At 68.8% G+C, this 20,364-nt stretch carries 14 protein-coding genes; 12 read left to right on the top strand and 2 right to left on the bottom strand.

Translation table 11 applies throughout. From position 1 onward, the window contains the following. Positions 1-92: 92 nt before the first annotated feature. Positions 93-2,423, bottom strand: coding sequence for an ATP-binding protein (locus ACZ7CD_RS08130; protein WP_470378604.1), 2,331 nt, complete (start codon positions 2,421-2,423; stop codon positions 93-95). A 718-nt stretch (positions 2,424-3,141) separates the two neighbouring features. Between ACZ7CD_RS08130 and ACZ7CD_RS08125 the strand changes: the two genes are divergently transcribed. Then, positions 3,142-6,210, top strand: a complete 3,069-nt coding sequence (locus ACZ7CD_RS08125) for an AfsR/SARP family transcriptional regulator (RefSeq protein ID WP_470378603.1) — start codon at positions 3,142-3,144, stop codon at positions 6,208-6,210. Here ACZ7CD_RS08125 and ACZ7CD_RS08120 read toward each other — a convergent pair. Next, complete coding sequence (locus ACZ7CD_RS08120) at positions 6,171-7,982, bottom strand: condensation domain-containing protein (protein WP_470378602.1); 1,812 nt, start codon at positions 7,980-7,982, stop codon at positions 6,171-6,173. The genes ACZ7CD_RS08125 and ACZ7CD_RS08120 overlap by 40 nt on opposite strands. A gap of 183 nt (positions 7,983-8,165) precedes the next feature. On the opposite strand from ACZ7CD_RS08120, the gene ACZ7CD_RS08115 reads away from it, so the two are divergent. The 11 genes from ACZ7CD_RS08115 (at position 8,166) to ACZ7CD_RS08065 (ending at position 20,283) form a co-directional block, all read left to right on the top strand. After that, entirely contained in the window at positions 8,166-9,440 is a 1,275-nt protein-coding gene (locus ACZ7CD_RS08115; RefSeq protein ID WP_470373984.1) for an MFS transporter, read from the top strand. A 184-nt stretch (positions 9,441-9,624) separates the two neighbouring features. Next, a complete protein-coding gene (locus ACZ7CD_RS08110; protein WP_470378601.1) occupies positions 9,625-10,314 on the top strand; it encodes an O-methyltransferase in 690 nt (229 codons plus the stop codon). 66 nt (positions 10,315-10,380) lie between these two features. Next, positions 10,381-11,070 carry an O-methyltransferase gene (locus tag ACZ7CD_RS08105; protein ID WP_470369198.1) on the top strand — a complete coding sequence of 230 codons (690 nt, stop codon included), beginning with the start codon at positions 10,381-10,383 and terminating at the stop codon, positions 11,068-11,070. After that, entirely contained in the window at positions 11,067-12,110 is a 1,044-nt protein-coding gene (locus tag ACZ7CD_RS08100; protein ID WP_470378600.1) for a hypothetical protein, read from the top strand. Before ACZ7CD_RS08105 ends, ACZ7CD_RS08100 begins: the two co-directional genes overlap by 4 nt. 29 nt (positions 12,111-12,139) lie before the next feature. Beyond that, positions 12,140-12,361, top strand: coding sequence for a phosphopantetheine-binding protein (locus ACZ7CD_RS08095; RefSeq protein WP_360383513.1), 222 nt, complete (start codon positions 12,140-12,142; stop codon positions 12,359-12,361). A 16-nt stretch (positions 12,362-12,377) separates the two neighbouring features. Beyond that, positions 12,378-15,476, top strand: a complete 3,099-nt coding sequence (locus ACZ7CD_RS08090; protein WP_470378599.1) for an AMP-binding protein — start codon at positions 12,378-12,380, stop codon at positions 15,474-15,476. An 88-nt stretch (positions 15,477-15,564) separates the two neighbouring features. Beyond that, positions 15,565-15,816, top strand: a complete 252-nt coding sequence (locus tag ACZ7CD_RS08085) for an acyl carrier protein (RefSeq protein WP_360383519.1) — start codon at positions 15,565-15,567, stop codon at positions 15,814-15,816. A gap of 1 nt (position 15,817) precedes the next feature. Beyond that, positions 15,818-17,056 (top strand): hypothetical protein, encoded by a 1,239-nt coding sequence (locus ACZ7CD_RS08080; RefSeq protein ID WP_470378598.1) that lies wholly within the window; start codon positions 15,818-15,820, stop codon positions 17,054-17,056. Further along, positions 16,974-17,903, top strand: coding sequence for a TauD/TfdA family dioxygenase (locus tag ACZ7CD_RS08075; RefSeq protein ID WP_458432336.1), 930 nt, complete (start codon positions 16,974-16,976; stop codon positions 17,901-17,903). Before ACZ7CD_RS08080 ends, ACZ7CD_RS08075 begins: the two co-directional genes overlap by 83 nt. Continuing rightward, the gene (locus ACZ7CD_RS08070) at positions 17,900-19,363 is read left to right on the top strand and encodes an AMP-binding protein (RefSeq protein WP_470378597.1); all 1,464 of its coding nucleotides are present in this window, start codon (positions 17,900-17,902) and stop codon (positions 19,361-19,363) included. The genes ACZ7CD_RS08075 and ACZ7CD_RS08070 overlap by 4 nt, the downstream gene beginning before the upstream one ends. An 8-nt stretch (positions 19,364-19,371) precedes the next feature. After that, positions 19,372-20,283 carry a TauD/TfdA family dioxygenase gene (locus ACZ7CD_RS08065; protein WP_360383531.1) on the top strand — a complete coding sequence of 304 codons (912 nt, stop codon included), beginning with the start codon at positions 19,372-19,374 and terminating at the stop codon, positions 20,281-20,283. Positions 20,284-20,364 lie beyond the last annotated feature (81 nt).

Raw genomic sequence — 20,364 nt, 5'->3', positions numbered from 1 at the left:
GCCTTCCCGCGCCTTCGCACCGCCGTGGGTCCGACTACCGCACGCCGACACCCGTGAGTGCGTCAGTCGCCGCGGGCGTACGTGACCACGCCTCACCCCTCACCGGATGCGGCCGGAGGGCACGCCGTCGAATGTCGCGACGTGGATCCGACGCCATGGGCGGCGACTTTGGTCCTGACGTTGTCGGCGCTGGGGTGATCGAGGCCGGTGAGCAGTTCGAGGGCCTTGTGCCACGACCGGAAGGCCTTGGTGCTGTCGCCCATGTAGTGCTGGACGTCGCCGAGGTGCTCGAGTGCTTCCGCTTCGCCGAACTGGTCGCCCAGCTCCCGGTGCACCTCCAGCGCCTGCTCGTAGCAGACGACGGCCGGGGCGTGCTGGCCGAGGTGGTGGTGGATGTGGCCGAGGCTGTCCAGTGCCAGGCCCTGACCGGCCCGGTCGTTGTGCTCTCGCAGGAGGACGAGGGCTCTTTCGCAGTAGGCCAGGGCCAGGTCGTGGTCGCGGAGCAGCGTGAGGTGCCAGCCGATCGCGTTGTAGCACCTGGCCTGTCCGAGCCGGTGGCCGGTTTCGCGGTACAGGTCAAGGGCTTGGTGGTCGTGTCGGAGAGCCTGCTTCGGGTCGCCCCACCGCTCCCACATGATGGACAAGGTGTTGTGGATGTGCGCCTGTTCGGTGCGGTCACCGGCTTGGACGGCGAGGTCCAGGCCACGGTGGAGCTGGTTGTCGGCGTCGTCGAACCGGTACAACCGCGTGTACGCGCGGCCGAGCTGGCAGTGGGCGCGCGCCTCCATGACCCGATCGGCCAATCGAGCCGCGGCCGCGATCGCGGTCCGCCAGATCACCAACCCGTCGTGCCAGTGCCCCCGGCGGTCCAGGAAGACCGCGATCGCCTGGGCGAGTTGTCCGACCTGTGCCTCCCGGCCGGTGGTGGCGTGTTCGATGATGTTGAGCAGGACGGCGCGTTCGCTGGTGAACCAGTCGAGTGCGCGCTGGTAGTCGGTGAACTGCTCCGGCACGGTTCCCCCGGCCGGTGGGGCCGGTTCGGTGTGGTCCGTGGCGGGGTCCAGCACCTGGTTGGCGTTGCACGCCGTGTGCAGGTAGTGGTCGAAGATCCGGCCGACGGCGGCCCGGCGGTCCGGTTCGGGTTCGGTGGACCGGGCCAGGTGTGCGGCGTAGTCACGCATCAGGTCGTGCCAGGTGTGCCGATCGGGATGACGCTTGGCGATGAGGCTCGCCGAGGTCAGTTCGAGCAGCGACGCCCGCGCTTCCGGGAGGGAGACGGCGGCGAGGCTGGCTGCGGCCGCGACGGTGACGTCCGGGCCGGGGTGGAGGCTGAGGAGCCGGAACAGCCGGGCCGCCGGTGGGGTCAGTGCCTGGTAGGACCAGGAGAACGCTGCCCGGACGTCGGCCTGTGGGTCGCCGTCCTCGAAGACGTCCGACCGGCCCGGTGCGCCGGCCAGTTCCCAGACCACGGCCGCCAGCGGCAGCTCCGGGTCCATCGCCGCGCGGGCGGCGACCACGGCCAGTGCCAGTGGTAGCCGCGCGCAGCGGCCGACGATCTCGTCGACCGCTGCGGGCTCGGCGGTGACCCGGTCGAGGCCGAGCCGATCAGTCAGCGCGTCCTGGGCCTCCGAGGTGGTGAACAGGTCGAGCGTGAGCGGGTGCGCTCCCTCGGCGGCAACCAGGCTGGAGAGCCGGTTGCGACTGGTGATCAGGACCAGACAGCCGGGGGCGGCCGGCAGCAGCGGACGTACCTGGACGGCGTCGCGGGCGTTGTCCAGCACGATCAACATGCGCTTGTCGGCGAGCAGACTGCGGTACAGCGCTGTCTGGGCGTCCAGATCGGCGGGAATGCGGCTCGGCGGCACCTCCAGGGCGTCGAGGAAACGGCGGACCGCCTCGGCCGGGTCCACCGCCCGGCCGCCGGGGTCGAAGCCACGCAGGTCCACGTACAACTGCCCGTCACGGAACCGGCCGGCCACCCGGTGCGCCCAGCACACGGCCAACGTGGTCTTGCCGACCCCCGCCGTGCCACTGATGGCGACGATCACCACCGTGCCCGCGCGGGCAGTCGTCTCGGCCAGGGCGTCCAGCGTCGTCAGCTCGCGGGCGCGACCCGTGAAGTGGCGCACCGCCAACGGAAGCTGTCGGGGAACCGGCATCCCGCCAGGGTGGTCGGCACCGCCGCCGTGGGGATTCACTGGTGCGGCGGACTTCTCGCCGAAGGCGTACTCCAGCAGGGTGTACCGGGGGCGCCAGTGCTCTTCGATGCCGGTTGCCACCGACAGCCGGTCCAGTCGGCCGTTCTCGTCGGCGTACCGGTGGCAGTTGGTGACCAAGCCCTTGACCAGTTCCCAGTCTGGAAGTCGCCGAACCTGGCCGTTCAGCACCGTCGCGAGCTGGCTCCTGCCCCGGCCGAGCTGCACCTCCAGGACCCGCAGACTCGGTCCGCCTGCCTGCGTCCGCAGACGCCGAAGATCATCACACAATCGCCGCAGGAGCTGCGGGGCGAAGTCAGTGGCCAACTCGGGGCCTCCGGTGTGTCCGCCGCCGTCCGCCCTTTCCCGCGGACAGCGCGCATTCACCTGCGCCGCACTGTTCGAGTGCCCGTAGCTGTCCGACATTCACGAAAGTGAGCGTACCGACGGATGATGATAATTCACTGATGTTGCGCCGATGAGAGGAACGCGATCATGCCGCCGACCTACTGCATCGCTATCGGCCACTCCCGTTTTCGTTCGGCCTGCGAACCGCGTCCGGGTATCCCGTGAACCATTCAGAGTGAACGCGGCACGCCGAACGGCGTAACCCGGGTGTTGGCCGGAATTTGCGGTGAGAAGGAGCAGCCTATGCGGTTCCGCATTCCTGGCCCACCGGAGGTCATCAGCGCGGTCGACCGACCGTCGTTCGCGCCTCGACAGAGGATGATCCTCTCCGGGTCGTCACTCGAACCCGACCGCGTGGTGTCCGTCGAACGTCCGGTGGACGCCGTCTGGGTACCGCGTCGGCGATGGTCCCCGTGCTCCACCGCCCGCTGACGGACCACGACCAACGGGGCCTCGCGCCTGTCGAGCGACCACGGGATCGTCCGCCACGACGCGGACCCTCCACCTCGCGTCCATCACGTCGAAATGGCTTCGTGTCATGCATTTCAGGATCCTCGGTTCGCTCGACGTCTCCCTCGGCCAAATTTCTTTGCAGTTTCCGAACGGCCGCCAGCGAACCGTGTTGGCGATGCTCCTCATGCAGGAAGGAAACCTCGTATCGCTCGACCGGATCACCGAGGGGATATGGGGAGAGGATCCACCCGTCACCGCCAAGGGACAGATCCACACCTGCATCTCCGCTTTGCGGCGTGAGCTGCGAAAATTCGGTGACGACCATGCGATCGCCACCAGCCTGATGGGCTACACGATCCATCTTCCCGCCGGTTCGCTCGACTCCACCGCGTTCCGCCGGATGGTCAGTTCCGGCCGAGAGCTGGCTGCCGCCGGGAAGATCAGGGACGCGGCAGCTGAGCTGCGTGCCGCGCTCGCGCTCTGGCGCGGCCCGGCGGTGGCCGCGGACGTCGAGAGCGCGGTGGTCAGAACAATGGCGATCCGGCTTGAAGAAGAACAGATCAGGACCACCGAGGAGTGCATCGAGCTGGAGTTCGAACTCGACAGGCATCACGAGCTCGTGGCCGAGTTGAGTGAGCTCGTCCGGGCTCACCCGCTGCGCGAGTCACTGAGAGCGCTCCACATGGTCGCCCTGCACCGGTCTGACCGGCAAGCGGACGCCCTTGAGTCGTTCCAAGAAATCAGGGACACCCTCAGGGAAGAACTCGGACTGGAGCCATCCGACCGGCTGCACAGGCTGCACAAGTCCTTCCTGAGACGGGTCGATCCGCTGTCGGTCACACCCCGGACTGCTTCTGGACCGAGAACCACCGGCAACTTTCCCGCCATCGTCCCCCGGCAGCTCCCGCCGACTGTCGCCGACTTCACCGGCCGGGAGGAAGTGGTCGACGCCATCGTCGCGAGGCTTTCCGGATCGGGTTCCGCGGAAGGCAGGCGATACATGCCTGTCGTGTGCCTCAACGGCAACGGAGGCGTCGGCAAGACGACCCTGGCCCTTCACGTGGCGCACGCCGTCCACCACCTGTACGACGAAGGCGCGATCTTCGTTCAGCTCCCCGGCGGCGACGGCCATCGCAGCGACCCGCTGGACGTGCTGGCCAAGCTGCTCGGCTCACTCGGCTTCCACCCCGCGGCACTTCCTGAGGACCTCGAACACCGGAAGGCCGTCTACCGCAGTTGGCTCGGCGACCGCAAGGTCCTGCTCCTGCTCGACGACGCCGACAGCGCGGCCATCGTCACGACGCTGATGCCGGGAAACGCCAACTGCTGTGTGATCGTCACGAGTCGCTACCCCCTCACCAGCCTGCCCGGCGCCGTGCACGTTCACGTCGAGAACCTGGATGAGGCGGCCTGCGTCGAACTGCTCGGCAAGATGGTCCGCCCCGAGCGCGTGGCCGCCGAGTCCGACATGGCACTCGAACTGGTCAGGCTGTGCGAGTGCCTGCCACTTGCCGTCCGGATCGTGGCCGCCAAGCTCGTGAAGTGGCCGCACTGGAGCATCAGGCAGATGGTCTCCCGCCTGAAGGACGAAACCCGGCGACTTGACGAGCTGACCCTCGGCGACATGAGCGTCCGGGCGACGATCGCTTCCTCCTGCAGCGGCCTCAGCCGGGGTGCGCGGCAGCTGTTCACCAGGCTCGGGCTCCTCGGCCCGGTGGACTTCGCGTCCTGGGTGTGCGCTCCGTTGCTCGATGCCGACGGTGATTCCGCGGCCGACCTCCTCGACGAGCTCGCCGCGGCTCGCCTCGTCGAGGTGAAGGCGGACGACACGGGCCGATACCGGTTCCGGCTGCACGCCCTGGTGCGCATCTTCTCCCTGGAGCGGCTGGCCGTGGACGAGGTGCCGAGCGAGCGCCGTGCCGCGCTGTCCCGGCTGTCGCACTGCTGGCTCTCTCTGGCCGTCGACGCTCACCGCCGCGTCCACGGCAGTGACGGGCCACGCTGTGCCGCGCGGTCGTGGACGCTGCCGGCCGGTGTGCGCGATCAACTCCTGGTGGACCCGCTCGGCTGGCTCCGGCTGGAGAGCGCGGCACTGGTTCTCGCCGTGTCGCAAGCAGCTCATCTCGGGCTGGACGAGGTGTGCTGGGGGCTGGCTGTCGCCCTGGTCGCGCTGTTCGAGTCCGATCACCGGGTCGAGGACTGGCTGTACACGCACGAGACAGCGCTCGACGCCGTCAGACGGACGGGCAACGAGCGCGGTGAGGCCGCGTTGCTGTACTCGCTGGGGATGATGACCCTCAACGGCGGCGTGAAAGACGCGACGTCCACTTTGGAGTCCTCCCTCCGCCTCTACGAGGGACTCGGCGATGTGCCCGGCCGAGCACGGGCTCTCGGTGCGCTCGCGTTCGCTGACCGAATGGCCGGTCGGTTCGACCGGGCACTGCTGGGCTACCGGCGGGCTCTGGCCGACCACCGGTCTGCCGGTGACCAGGTGGGCGAGGTCGACGTGCTGGGCGACATGGCGCAGATCCACATGGACAGGGGACTCTGGGACGACGCCAGGCTGCTCCTCGACCAGGCGGTTGCCAAGAGCGCCACGCAGGCGCCGCGCACAGCCGCACGGGTCGAGCACCGGCTCGGCACCTTCCACCTCCGCACGGGGAACTGGCGGGACGCCGAGGAGTCGTTCGTCAGGGTGCTGGCACGGGCGCGGGAATGCGGTGACACGGTGGGCGAGGCGCACGCGTCGGCCGCTCTCGGCTCACTCATGACTCGCCGTGGGCACCACGAGTCCGCGCAGGCCGCCCTGTCTGCCGCGCTCACGCTGTCGCGTGGCACGGCCGGCGGTCTCGACAGTGCACGGGTGCTGCTGTCATTCGTCGAGTTCTGCGTTGTCGTCGGCGACTGGGACCGCGCCGCCTCCCTGATCGGCGAGGCGCTGACGACCTTCGGTGAGACCGGTCCGGCTCCGGTGCTCCGTGCCAGGTTCCTCGAGTTCAAGGCCCACGTGGAGACGGGTCTGGGACATCCACGGGCCGCGGAGGCAGCCCGTGGCGAGGCCTTTGACATCACCCGGCGGTACGGCTCCGGCATCGCGCCGGACCTTCAGGGCGGCTATCGACTGCGCAGCGGCGCCTCGTGGGACTGGCTTTGAGCGTCCGGCAGCCCGCTCCTCCCGGACCCCGCGCTGATCGCCGGCCAGCCGATGGGGTTGTCGACGCCGGCCGGAACCGCCGCGCAGACGACGTAACGGCGCGGCGTCGTCGCTGACGGGTGTGCCGGTAGCACGGCCATGCACCGCGCGTGAGCTTGCTCCGGCGTCCGGACGGAGTCAGCGGCCTCGACGTACGCCACCAGCGGTTCATCGGCCACCTGCGCGAAAATACGCGCCCCGGCCGGTGCGAACGCGTCATCGAGGAGTCGCTGGACCTCAGCCAGGTCGACCCACTGGACATCGGTCTTGACCCAGGTCGAGTCCCGGCGGACCGGCTCCAGCCGAAGGGCGTCGACGATGCCCTCGTGATCGAGGTCGCCACCGGATGCCGCCACCAGGAGACGCTCGACGGCCTGCAGCAACGACGTCAGGTGTTCCACCGGCACCCGGCCGAGGTCGGAACTCCAGCCACACAGCTCCACCTCGTCGTCCAACTTGGAGACGTCGAACCGGACGGGTGTCGCCAGGCGGAATGGCATGGGGTGGTGACGCAGCCGGGTCCGGCTCAGCAAGGCGGTCAGGTGCTCCGGTGACGGTGGACGTTCCTCCACAGCCACACCGCTTTCGACGACACTGCAGTTGTAGATGGCGTCGAAGCAGAAGAAAACACCGCGTTCGTGCGCTATCCCGTCGCCGATCTCTGCGAGCTCATAGGCATCGTAAACGCCGTGCATGCACCCCTTCAGCATGCCACCCCACGCGTTTCTCACCACTTGGTCGAAGCTCGCGAAGCCGACGTCGATGGCGGCGATTCCTGTTTGGGCGAGCGTGCCGACGTAGTCGTAGAGGTGGCGCTCAAAACGGTTCGAGGGCATCACCGGGAACACTATCTCGCGATAGCCGGTGCGCACGGAAAGCACGGCGCACACCGCGGCAAGCACGACACTGGACCGGCTGGTTCGCGTGCGTGCGCTCACGCTCCGCGCGGCCAGTGCGGCGGCCGGTGACGACATGGAGACGCCCACCGTGTCGTCAGCGTTCGCCTGCGCGAGTTCGGGCCGCGCGGAAGGCGTCAGGTAGAGAGGTGAGGGCATCACGGCGAGCTTGCCGCTCCAGTACTCCAGCGTTCTGCGACGTTTCGCGCGTTCACGCTCGGAGCGTTCGAGTTCCGCCTGGTCCAGCGGATGATGGCGAGGCGGTCCCACGACCCGGGCCGCGGGATCGCTGATGAGTTCAGCCAGCTCACGCTGGAGGATCTGCGCGCCGGCCCTGTCCACCGCCATGTGCGAGAACTCGACGAGGACCGCCCGCACCACGTCAGCGCTGGTGGCCAGGGCGACTCGCAGCTGGTGGCCGGCCAGCCGCTCCCCCGCGGGCCGGTGCGGAGTTGTGCTCGCCAAGTGCTCGGCGAGCTCGGCCTCGACGTCAGACTGGTCGGCTCGGTCGTCGTCCAGCGAACAGATGTCGACCATCACCGTGCCGGCGGAGGAGACGCGCTGACATGGCGGCGGTCCGGTGACGAAGGACGTCCGCAGCACCTCATGGCGGGCGATCAGGAGCGCAAGACCGTCGGTGACGTCTTCCACGCTCGCCGTCTCACTCAAGCTGACCGCACACGTCACGACAGGGTACGGCTGGCCCTCTCGCGACTCGAAATCTTTGATCCACTTCAGAATGTTGATCTGGCCTGTGGTCAGCGGCCCCTGCCGGGTGGTCTCGGCGGAGAAATGCACGGGCACCGACGATCGCAGGGTGAGTTTGACGGCTGACATATCACTTCCCAGGCGCGTTCACGAAGTGCAAGAATTGATGATTTTGCCATCTGGTTCAACCAGTTCTAGCGCAGGCGTCTGCCGTGGTCAACAAAGGAGAGACATACCTTGACGTCATGCCCGGGGCACGATTACGTCTTCGCGTATGGCTGATGTGGCCACCCTTCCGAGAGGAGCGGCCCAGTGCCCGTCAACAAGGGGGCCGAACCGCTCGGGTTCCTGATGAGGAATCCCCAGTTCGGGATGTTGCTGGTCGTCAACCTGGTCTCGTCGTTGGTGGGAGCGGGCGTGGGCATCGCCTTGAGCGTCCACCTCTACCAACTCACCGGCTCGCCGATCTGGACGGCCTTGCTCGCGGCCACCCCGACCGTGGCCGGGGTGGCCTTCGGGCACCTGGCCGGGACGGTCACAGATCGCTGGGGCACACCCCTGCGGATCATGCGGATCGCACTCTTCCTGCGGGTGCTGGTACTGCTGACCGTCTTCGCGGTCGCCGACTCGCCGATCGGCCTCCTCTGCGCGGTGTTCGCCCAGGCTGCCATCCAGCAGCTCTACATCCCGGCCGAGCAGGTCCTCATCGCCGACTACGTCACCGCCGAGGACCTGGTCGAGGCCAACGGCCTGAACTCGTTCGCCTCCAACGCCACCAGGCTGGTGGGGCCCGCGCTCGGCGGGTTCACGATGGGATGGGCCGGCTTCCGCTGGACGGTCATCGGGGTGACGGCGCTGATGCTGCTGTCCACACTGCTCAGCCTGCTCCTGCGGGGATCAGGGCGGAAGACGCCGACCGCCGGCGACGCGCCGGAGGAAGGCACGGGAAGCACGGAAGGCGACGGCGACGGGTACCTGGCGATCGTCCGGCGCAGCCGTCGCGTCCGGGGCCTGGTGCTCCTGCAAGTCCTCGACGCGATCAGGGAGGCGCCGCTGTCCTCCCTGTTCCCGGTGCTCATGCTGGGCGTGATCGGTGCCACCTCCGGGCAGATGGGCCTGGTCAACAGCTTGTTCGCGGTCTCGGCCCTGATCGCGGGCCCGATGATCGGCACGGTGGTCCGCCGGCTGGGGTACCGCCTTCCCGTCCTGCTCGGCGCCGCCGTCTCCAACGCCGCGATCGTGGTGCTGATGATCTGGCCGTCGCTCCCGCTGGCGTTGATCGTCTTCGTCGTCTCCGGCCTTCCCTTCACCATCTCGTGGGTGGGCGGGCAGACCTGGCTGCTGCTCAGCACGCCGCTCTCGCTGCGCGGCCGGATCGTGGGCACGACCGGGGCCATCTACGCCGGGGTGTCGCTCGTCGCCATGCTCGCGAGCGGCGTGCTGGCGGAGTGGTTCGGCCCGCGGTGGGTCATCGGCGTGGGGGCCTCCATCGCGCTGATAGGCCTGATCGCCATCGCGGCACTGCTCGCCGAACGCCGGCAGCCGACCGGCACCGACCAGTCGGCACAGGCCACCTCCGTGATGTGACCACGACTCCCGGCCTCTGCCTGCCGGCGCACGTGCCGGCAGGCGGCCGCGGGCTCGATCGGCAACCCTTCACCCGGGTACCGCGGTTCGTGGTCCTGCCAGCAGGACAACACACTCACCGCGACGTTCCGCACCTCGCACCACGGCGTTGACAGTGGCGGATTTCGGCGGACAGCATTGCGCCATGGATATGTCGATTCCTGCGGCAGGACTCAAGTCCGCCTTGTTCTCCGATTCCGGAGTCAGCGATCAATCCCGCATCCGGTCGCTCATGGAAGACGTATTCCGACGCGCAGAAGACCCCCCGAACACCTTGGACGACCGGGTCAGCAACCTGTCCCAGGTCCTGTACCTGATGTACCTGGCGAGAGCCCGGAAGGCCACCCGCATAGCCGAGATAGGTTTCAGCATCGGCTTTTCGAGCATCGCCTTCCTGGAGAGCTCACCCGCCGCACAGGTCACGTCCTTCGAAATTCACGACGAGACACCGGCCAAGTCGGCGAAGGAGTTCATCGACTCCCGTTACCCAGGTCGCCACCAGCTGGTCTACGGAGACTCCACGCAGACGGTACCGGCCTTCCAAGCTCCCCCGACATCAGATGGTTTCGACCTCGTCTTCATCGACGGCGCCCACGAGTACCCGTCGGTGAAGGCGGACATCGCGAACGCCCGCCGGCTGGCCAAGCCGGGCGCCACGATCGTGGTCAACAGCATGACCCCCTGGTTCAAGTGGGGAATCGGCCCGACGACCGCGTGGGACGAGGCGGTCCAAGACGACGTCGTCACCCCGCTCGAGCACGTGTCCAACGCGGTCGCCGTCAGCCGGATTCGCGGGCCGATCGCACGTGCGTGGGCAGTCGGACAATTCCGGTAAGCGCACGCCCGGCACGTCGAAGCCGAAGTGTTGACAGCAAAAGATCGAGAAAGACAACATTGCCACATGGACATGTCGATGCCTTCAGCAGGACTCAAGTCCGCCCTTTTTCCCGATTCGGGAGCCAGCGACCGAGCACGCATCAACGCGCTCATGGAGGAAGTCTTCCAGTGCGCACAGGGGCCGGGAAACGCACTGGACGACGGAATCAGCTGCTTGGCCCAGGTCCTGTACCTCATGTACCTGGCGAGAGCCCGGAAGGCCACCTCCATAGCCGAGGTGGGTTTCAACATCGGCTATTCGAGCATCGCCTTCCTCGAAAGCTCCCCCCAGGCGAAGGTCACCTCCTTCGAAATCAACACCGAGGCCACCGTCAAGTCGGCGAAGGAGTTCATCGACTCCCGTTACCCGGATCGCCACCAGCTCGTCTACGGCGATTCCACGCAGACGGTCCCGGCCTTCCAGATGCCCCCGTCCTCGGATGGTTTCGACCTCGTCTTCATCGACGGGGGCCACGACTACCCGTGCGCGAAGGCGGACATCGCGAACGCCCGCCGGCTGGCCAAACCGGGCGCCACGATCGTGGTCGACGACCTGACCCCTTGGTTCAAGTGGGGAATCGGCCCGACGACCGCGTGGGACGAGGCGGTCCGCGACGACGTCGTCACCCCGCTCGAGTACATGTCCGACTCGGTCGCCGTCAGCCGAGTCGAGGGACCGGCCGAGCGCGCGTGGGCGGTTGGGCAATACCGGTGAGCGGCGCAGCGGCCGACCACGTCGAGGGTGTGCGGCGTCAACGCGCGATTTTGCCGGTGACGACGAACCCCAGCATCCGGGCGTACCAGCCGTATGCGTACCCGGTCTCCATCGTCGAGGCGCATGTCCCCGAGAACCGCGACTGGGTTCTCTCGAACTTCATACACCTGGCCTATGACGAACACCCGATGGAGTCCCCATCGCTGTGCTTCTACTCCTGCGATTTCGCAGCCAATCCGCACCTGCGCACGATCAGAGCCGACCGTGAGTGGATGCAGCGGTGGATCGGCCGCAGCTTCGCGCAGTTCGTGCACGCACAGCTCCTCGACGGTTGGTACGTGTACGCGTTCGTCGACGAGTTCTTCGTTCCGCGGCGACCGGCGCATGGGCGAAGTGCTCGTCATCATGACGTTCTCGTCCACGGATCAGACAGTGACGCGGAGATCGCGCACCTACTGGGTTATGACGAGGCGATTCGGTTCGACACGACCCAGATTTCCTGGACAGAGCTCGACGCCGCCTACGAGTCCTGTGCGAACGCGGACCACCCGTGGTCGCGAGCGTTCATCCTCTTCAAGTTCGACCCGCTGGCGTCCTACCGGTTCGATCCGCAGTTCGTGGTCGCCGAACTCGAGCTCTTCCTCGCTTCCGGGAACCCTGGCCGGGCCGCACAGGGGCTGATCATGCCGGACGACCGCCTGTACGGCGTGGCGGCGTTGGAGGCGTACCGGGACGAGCTCCTGGGCACGCCGCCCGATGACCCGGGGCTCGACCTGCACGCCCCGCGGGCGCTGTTCGAGCACAGCAGACTGATGTCCGAGCGGTTGCGCGCGTTGCTCGGCGATGACTTGTGGCAACGCCACGTCGCCGAGCGGTACAGCACGGTCCTCCGTTTCTATTCCGCTCTGCCCGTGGCGATGTTCGGCGCGAAGCACAAGAAAGACCATTCGGCACTAAGACGGCTGATGGCCGACTATCCCGAAATCATCGAGCGACAGATCAGCACGGTGACGGACGCACTGGACCGCAGAGCACGCTGACCCCGGGCATGCGACAAAGGAGGCTGACGATGCAGGCACGCAAAGTTCTTGAACAGGAGTTCCGCGTGGTGACTGGTCGCGAGCTGACGGACATGGCCGTGGACGTGTTCGGTCTCGGTCTCGACTCGCTGGGGATTCTTTCCTTGCTGGGAGGACTGCGGGAGGCCGGATACGACGTTTCCCTGGACGACCTCCTGTCCGCGGCCAGCATGAACGAGTTCGTGCTGACGATGACGGACGCCGCCGCGTGACCGGGGAGAAGCGATCATGATCACCTCTGGTGCGGACGGACGGGCAGCCCTGGCGACGGTCTTGGCAGACCGCGTCCGTCGTGGAGCGGCCGAGACGGCTTTGGTGGACAGCACCGGAACCGTCCTGTCCTACGCCGATCTCGGTGCCCTCGCCTGCACGTGCGATGAGTTCTTCGGTCAACGGCACGCGGAACGGGTCGTCATCGTCGGCGCGGCGTCGATCGAGGTCAGCGCGTTGATCGCGGCGTGCTTCTGGACGGGGCGGACCTTCATGGTCGTCGATGACCAGGAAAGCGACGCCGTGCGGCGGCAGCTCATCGACCAGTTCGGCGCCGACGTGGTCCTCCTGACCGGCTCATCCGCCCGCACCACACCCGCGAACCCGACGAACGAACCGGTCACCGTCACCGGGCGGGACCTGAGTGAGCTCGCCCGGCAATGGGACGACCACGCCGTGCTCGAACACAGCGACCGCATGGCGATGCGGACACCTCGGGCGGCCGCGTACTGCGTCCGGACTTCCGGCACGACGGCGGAACCGAAGCTGATCGAGATGAGCCGGGCGGCGATCGAGCAGTACTGCGTGGAGTTCATCGCCAGGTACGGCCTCGCGCCCGGCCACCGCCTGGCGGTGTGGGCGGCCCCCACCTATGACGCCCACTACTGCGAGCTGATCCCGGCCCTGGCCAGTGGTGCGGTGGGCGTTGTCGCGCCGATGTCCATCCGCGGTGACGGGGACGCGGTGCTGCGGTGGCTGAGCGAGGAACGCATCACCCACTTCGAGACCACGCCGTCGATCCTGAGGCGGGTGGCGTCCGCCGCGGTGCGGCCCGAGGCGTCGTGGCCGCCGTCCCTGACGGAGGTGATGTGCGCCGGCGAGCGGTTCGACCCGCGAGTGGCACGGCAGGTCTTCGACGCCGCGGAGCTCAGCGGGACCACGGTCAGGCTGCACAACGAGTACGGCCCTTCGGAGTGCATTCTGCTGACCTGGCACCAGGTCACGGCGGAGGACGCCGACTCGGGCGACATCCCGGTCGGTGCCGCGATCGCGGGACGGACGCTGTCCATCGAGCCGTTGGACGACCACACCGGCTCCTCGGCCCGACACCCCGGCGAGATCGTGGTGGAGTCTCCGTACCTGTGTCGCGGATACGGGTCGGAGGAGGCCGGCTCGCTCGTCGCCTTTCCGGCACCTCGCGGCGTCCCGCTCTTCCGGACGGGGGATCTCGGCCATCTGGACGACCGCGGTCGTCTGCGGTTGTCGGGACGGCGTGACCGGACCGTGAAACGACGCGGTGTGCGGATCAACCTCGACCAGGTGGAGGCGGTGCTCCACGCGCTCCCCGCCGTGGGGCAGGCGGCCGCTCGAGCCGACGAGGCGGACGGCCAGGTGCTGATCCACGTCTGGGTCGTGCCCTCCGACGGCAGCCTCGACCGTGACGCGGTCCTGACGCAGATCGCCGAGACGATGGAGGTCCGCCTCGTTCCCGACCGGGTGATGATCTGCCCGCAGCTGCCGCGCCTGCACTCGGGGAAGGTCGACTACCGGTCTCTGGAGGTGACCGGCCCCGGCGACGGACAGGTGGAGGTGACGGCGGACGAGACGACGGTGAAGGCGGTCGCCGAGGCGTTCGAGCGGGTACTGCCCCGCGTGCCCGCGACACCCTCGACCGACTTCTTCGCCAGCGGCGGGCACTCCCTCCTGGCACTCGAGCTGAGCGCCCACCTGGAGCGCGAGCTGGGAGTCAGGCTGACGATCCGCGACTACCTGGCCCACCCCACGGTCGCCGGGATCGCCGGTGTGGTGGACCGCACCCGTCGTCAGGCTCCGCGCTCCGCGCTGACCGCTCCCCTCCTGGCCCCCGATGACGAGCTGACCTCCACTGAACGGCCGATCTGGGTGTGGAGTCAGCTCTTTCCCGGCGACGGTGCGCTGAACGTCGTCGGGGGGTTCACCACACGTGCGGCCGTCACCGAGCAGCGCCTCCGGCACGCGCTGTCGGCCTTGCTGGAGGACGTGGCCCAGCTGAGGGTCCAGTACGTCCCCGGCCGCGACCGCCCACGACGGGTCGTGCGCGCGGCAGGCGTCGCGCGGGTCGACGTGCTCCAGATCTCCGCATCCGCTGACACCTTTCCCCAGCCGGAGGTGGACGGCATCGTCTACCAGCCGTTCGACGTCGGGGCGGATCAGCTGGTCAGGGCCGTGCTGGTCCGCTCGCGCACGGAGCCCGCACCGGTGGGCGTCCACCTGGTCGCCCACCACCTGGTGTGCGACGGAGTGAGCATGGGTCTGCTGGTGGCGGAGTTGCAGCACCGCCTCGGCACACCGGAACACCGGACATCGCTGTCCTCGCAGTGCGTGCTGCCCCCCGCGAGACCGGATGCCCGTCTCCTCCAGGCCGCGGCTGGGCACTGGTCCACCGTCAGGCGTGAGGTGGCGGCGCAGCCGTACGACGAGCGGCTTCGCCCGAACGATGCCGCCGCGGGAACGTCGAGCGTCCAGTGGCGACTGCCGACGCAGCCGGTCAGGGAACTCGCGGACGAGCTGTCGGTGAGCCGGGCGGCCGTTCTCATCACGGTGATCGCCACCGCGGTCGGCCGGGTGCTGGACCGGGACCAGGTCGTCGTCGAGACGCCGGTCTCGACGCGGACGCCGGACCAGGTGCGCTCGATCGGCAACTACGCGGTCGACGTGCCCCTGCTGGTCGACGCCTCCTGCCAGGGCGTCACCCGCGTCGTCGACGCGGTCAACCGCGACCTGCTGGCAGCCGTTGACTTCGCGGCGCTGGTGCCGGGGTTCGGCAGCGTACGGCCGGGACAGGCGTGGGCACCCGTCGGCGACGTCGTCGTCGTTCTGGAGGACCAGGTACCCGCGCCGGCCGTCGAGATCGACGGCGTGACGAGCTCGGCCACGCCGCCCGTCGGCTCGCCCCCGCGCCACGCCCTCGCGTGCTACTTCCGGACCGGCGCTCTGGCCGAGGACATCACCTGCGTCATCACGGGCCGCTCCGACGGTGGGCTGGCACGTGCTGTGCGTGCCGAGGCCGACGCCGCTCTCACCGCCATGACCACAGCAGTTCTCAACGAGGAGGCTCGGCGATGGCCGACGTCGTGATTCGGCCCGGTGAACGCCGGGAGATCGAGCACCTGAAAGCCGGGCTCTTCCTCTCCCCCGCCGCCGGTGCTCGGGACGAGGCGGATCGATGAGGGCGATCGACTACCCGAAGGTGCTGGAAGAGGTCGAGGCCTGCTGGCGCGACGTCGCGCCGGCCTCCGCGAAGACGCTGGCACCACACGACAACCTCTTCGAAAGCGGTGCCGACTCGTTCACCTTCATCCGGCTGGTGCGATCAGTCGAAGCCACGTGCGAGGTCACGCTGCCGCTGCTCGAGGTCTTCGAGGAACCGCGGCTGGCCACCATCACGCGCTGCGTCATCGAAGCGAGGAGACGCTGAGATGGCAACGGTTCTGCCCGCCACCGCAGCCGAGTTCGGCCTGTGGTACCAGGAACAGGCGGCGGCACTGCCGGGGCGCTACCTGTGCCTCGCAGCCGCGGAGCCGCGCACGGGGACGCGGGTGGGCCTTCGCCACGCGGCGGACGCCATGACCGCCGTCCTGGCCGGTCACCCCGAGGCACTGGCACGGTTCGCGGTCGACGAGCACGGTCTGCTGCACAAGGTGCTCGAGTCGCCCGCGGCAACGCCACCCGCGGAGTTCCTCACGTTCCCGGCGGAATGGTCGCGCACGGACGTCATCGCCCACTTGACCGGGCTGCCGACCCCCCTCGCAACCGGGCCGCTGGTCCACCTGGCCGCGCAGGCCGATGACAGGGGAAACGCCGCGCGGCTGTTCGTGCTGGCTCACCACATCGTGTGGGACACGCGTTCGGAGGAGGTCTTCTGGACCGAGGTCGACCGCAGGCTCACCGGGCCGGGGGAAGGCGGCGTCAGCCCCTCGGTGCACCACGTCGCCACGCAGGACCACGCCCCGCTCGTGACCGACCCACAACTGCACCTGACCATCCCGAACGAGGACCGCGTGTGGGAGCGGCTCGCGGCCGCGGCGCGGCGAGCCGGGGTCACCCCGTTCGCCTGGACGGTCGGGCACCTGGCGGCCGCGGCGGCGGTGTGGTCGGAGCCGGCGACGATCAGGGCGTACATCGACGTGGACCTCCGCCCGCTGGCCGGCACGTCCCCCGACACGATGGGATTCCACCTGTCCCAACTGGACATCGCCACCGTCGACCGCGGTACGTCCGGTGCGGCCGCGGCCGCCACCGTCCACACGGCCGTGCTGCACCGGCTGGACGCCGCCGCGCGGCGGGGAATCCGTCCGGACAGCGAGACCACCGGCCACGACGGTCACCCCGTCAAGTTCTACTTCCGCCACATCCGGTACCAGAACCGCCTGCACAACCTGCGGCCCGTCGCCATCCGCCTGCCGGTGGCACGCAACCAGCTGTCGGTGGGCGTGACCGTCACCGACACCGGCCTCGACCTGACGGTCACCGCACGACGCGGCACCGCCGACAGCACCGATGTCGAGCGGTTGGCGCGGCTGGCACGTCAGCACCTCATCTCGGCGGCGGCACACGGCGAAAGGATGGCCGACGATGCGGCACCTCAGGCTCGACGGTCCACCGGAAGTGTGGTGGCACGACAACTCCGCGGCGCTCACGGAGCACCTCCGCCGTGACGGCGCTGTCGTCATCGACGGCGACGGGCTGTGCCAGGACGTGGCGACCTTCCAGCGACTCGCCGCCGCGGCGTGCGGACCGCTCACCAGGGACAACCCGGAGCACACCGGCGTCGATGACGACCCCACGGGCACGGTCAACAGTCCGACCCCGTTCTCCCGGACCAGAAAGCTGCTGTGGCACAACGAGAACACGTTCGCACGCCGGTGGCCCCGGCGGATCGTCTTCGGATGCCAGGAGATCGGGGACGGTGGACAGACACCGACCGCGGACATGACAGCCGTCTACACGCGACTCAGCCGCGCGACCAGGAACGTGCTCGCCACCGGGGTCACCTACGTCCGCAGGCTGGGCATGGACCTCGGGCTCGACTGGCGTCAGGTCTACCGCACCACTGACCCCGCCGCCGTCGAGCGCGCCTGCGAACGGGAGGACACCACCTGGAGGTGGGACGAGCGCGGCGGCGTCCTCACCACCGAGCAGCGGCGACCGGCTGTCATCCTCGACCCGGCCACCGGCCGGCCCTCGCTGACAGCACAGCTCCTGCATTGGCATCCTCGCGCGCTGGACGAGGACCTCTACGATTCGCTCCGCCTGCTGTACGAGCCTCACGAGTTCCCCAAGGGGTGCCGGCGTGGGGACGGCGGGCCGATTCCCGACGCCGTCGTCGACGAGGTCATGGGAATCTGCTCCGACCTGGAGGAAGTCGTGCCCTGGCAACCGGACCGCACGATCGTCGTCGACAACCTGCGCCGCAGCCACGCGCGCAACCCCTACTCGGGTGTGCGTCGCCTGCTGGTCGCCGCCGGCGATCCCGTCGACTGCATGGAACTGGCGCGGCCATGACCACGTTCGCGCACAACCTCGTCGGAGGCCTGGCCGGTTCCACCGCCGCCGCGGTCGTGGAACAGGGCGTGGTCACCACCCACGCACAACTGCTGTCGCAGGCACGCGAGGTCGCCATCCACCTGCGCCGGCGCGGGGCCGAGCCGGGGGCCGTCGTGCCCATCCAGGCGGCGCCGAGCACGACCGCTCTCGTCCAGGTCGTGGCGATCCTGATGACCGGAGCCGCCTTCGCTCCGATCGATCTCCGCATGCCGCCCCGCACCGCCGCCAGGATCGCCCGTCTGTGCGGTGCCGACTTCATCCTCGGGGCCGCCGGCGGGACGACCGACGGCGTCGTCCGGCTCAGCCCGCGGGACCTGGCCGGCGACCCAGGCCCGCACCGCCTCATCCCCACGGTCCCGAGGGACACCTCGTACATGATCTTCACCTCGGGCACCAGCGGCGAGCCGAAGGGAGTCGTCGTACCCGAGTCCGCCGTGACGGCCTACCTGGGCTGGTCGATGCGCGAGTACGACTGCACCCGAGGGTGGGGGGCGCCGCTGTTCACCTCGCTGGGCTTCGACCTGACGATCACCAGCCTCCTCGGACCGCTGCTGAACGGCAGACGGGTGGAGGTCCTCGATCCGTTGCGCTGGCCGCTGCACGTCGCCAACGACCCCGGCATCCTGCAGGGCGCCAGTTTCGTGAAGATGACGCCGAGCCAGGTCACCGTGCTGTGCGAGCTGCTGGAGGCGCGTGGGGCCCGGTGCTCGATACCGGTCCTGGTGGTCGGAGGTGAGGCCCTGTACGGGCCCGGTGTCGCCCGCTGGCGCGAGAGCCTCCCCGACACGCTGGTGGTCAACGAGTACGGCCCTTCCGAGGCGACCGTGGGCTGCTGCCGCTACACCGTGCCCGCCGACTGCACCAGTCACGAGATTCCCATCGGGACCGCTCCCCCTGGCGTCGAGCTGAGCATCGAGGGACCGCCTTCCCCGACCGGGGACGGGTTCGAGGAGGGCGAGCTGGTGATCACCGGGGTGCAGGTCGCGACGGGTTACCTCACCGCCTCGGAAGCGGAAGCGGGCGACGTCACGGCTCGCGGGCGGTTGCGACCGTTCCCCGGTCCGCCCGGCAAGCGCAGCTACCGCAGCGGAGATCGCGTGCGGCGCGACCACGACGGGACCTACACCTACCTCGGCAGGCTCGGACGGGAGGCGAAGGTCGCGGGCTTCCGGATCAACCTGGCCGCTCTCGAGTCGCGCCTCAACGCCTTCCCGGGGGTGGTGAGCGCCGCCGTCCAGGCGGACGAGGTGCACGGCCTCCGCTCGGCCGTGGTGACCCGGGACGGCGGGACGACCCAGGAAGACCTCCTCGCACACCTGCGCGAGACGTTCCCGTCCTACGCACTGCCGAGCTCCATCCGGATCAGCACCCAGGTCAACACCACAGAACGTGGGAAGTCGAGCGTGTCATGGGAATAACGGGAAAGATGCCGGCCACCCCGATCACACCGTCCGATCTGGACAGCGACCTGACCACCGGGCTGAGCGAGGAGCAGTCCCGGTACGTCGACGAGCGGCTGAGGTCAGCCGGCCGTGTCCTGTTCCGAGGATTTCCCCTCAATACCACGGCCGACTTCGCGAAGGCGGTTCAGGCGCTCGGCGGCGAACCGCTGCCCTACACGGAACGCTCCACACCGCGGAAGCAGCTCGAGTCCGGGATCTACACGTCGACCGAGTACACCCGTGAGGAGGAGATCTTCTTCCACAACGAGAACTCCTACCAGGCGACCTGGCCGAGCAGGCTCTTCTTCTTCTGTCAGCAGCCTCCCGCCTCGGGCGGGGCGACGCCGCTGGCCGACGTCCGCCAGGTCACCGCCTCGCTCGACGCGGGCGTCGTCGAGGAGTTCCGCCGGCGTGGCTGGCGGCACATCCGCAACTACCATCCGCAGATCGGCCTGCCGTGGAGCGAGGTGTTCGGCACCACGAGCCGCGAAGCCGTGGATCGCTACTGCGGAGAGAACGGCATCCGGACGCACTGGAACAACGACGGGACCCTCCGCACCGTCGCCGATCGGGTGGCCCTTCACCGCCATCCGGCAAGCGGCGACGAACTGTGGTTCAACCACATAGCCTTCTTCCACTGGACGACCCTTCCCGAGCGGGTCGTCGGAGTCCTCGAACAGCTCTTCGGCAGGGACGGCCTCCCCAACAACACCGTCTACGGCGACGGGGAGGAGATCCCCGCGGAGGTGTGCGCGCACGTCCGCGAGAAGTACCGCGAGGCGGCGACGCGGTTCGACTACCGGCAAGGCGACCTGCTGATGATCGACAACATGCTGACGGCTCACGGACGCGAACCGTACGAGGGGCAACGACAGATCGCGGTGGCGATGACCTGACGCCGGCGAAACCTCTGCTCAAGGCTCATCGAGAGCGAAGAAACCGATGTCAACCCGCGATGTCGACGAAGAGGAGCTGCA

The organism is Lentzea sp. NPDC036949 (genome assembly GCF_055608075.1).
This window is presented reverse-complemented; position numbering and strand designations above follow the sequence as displayed.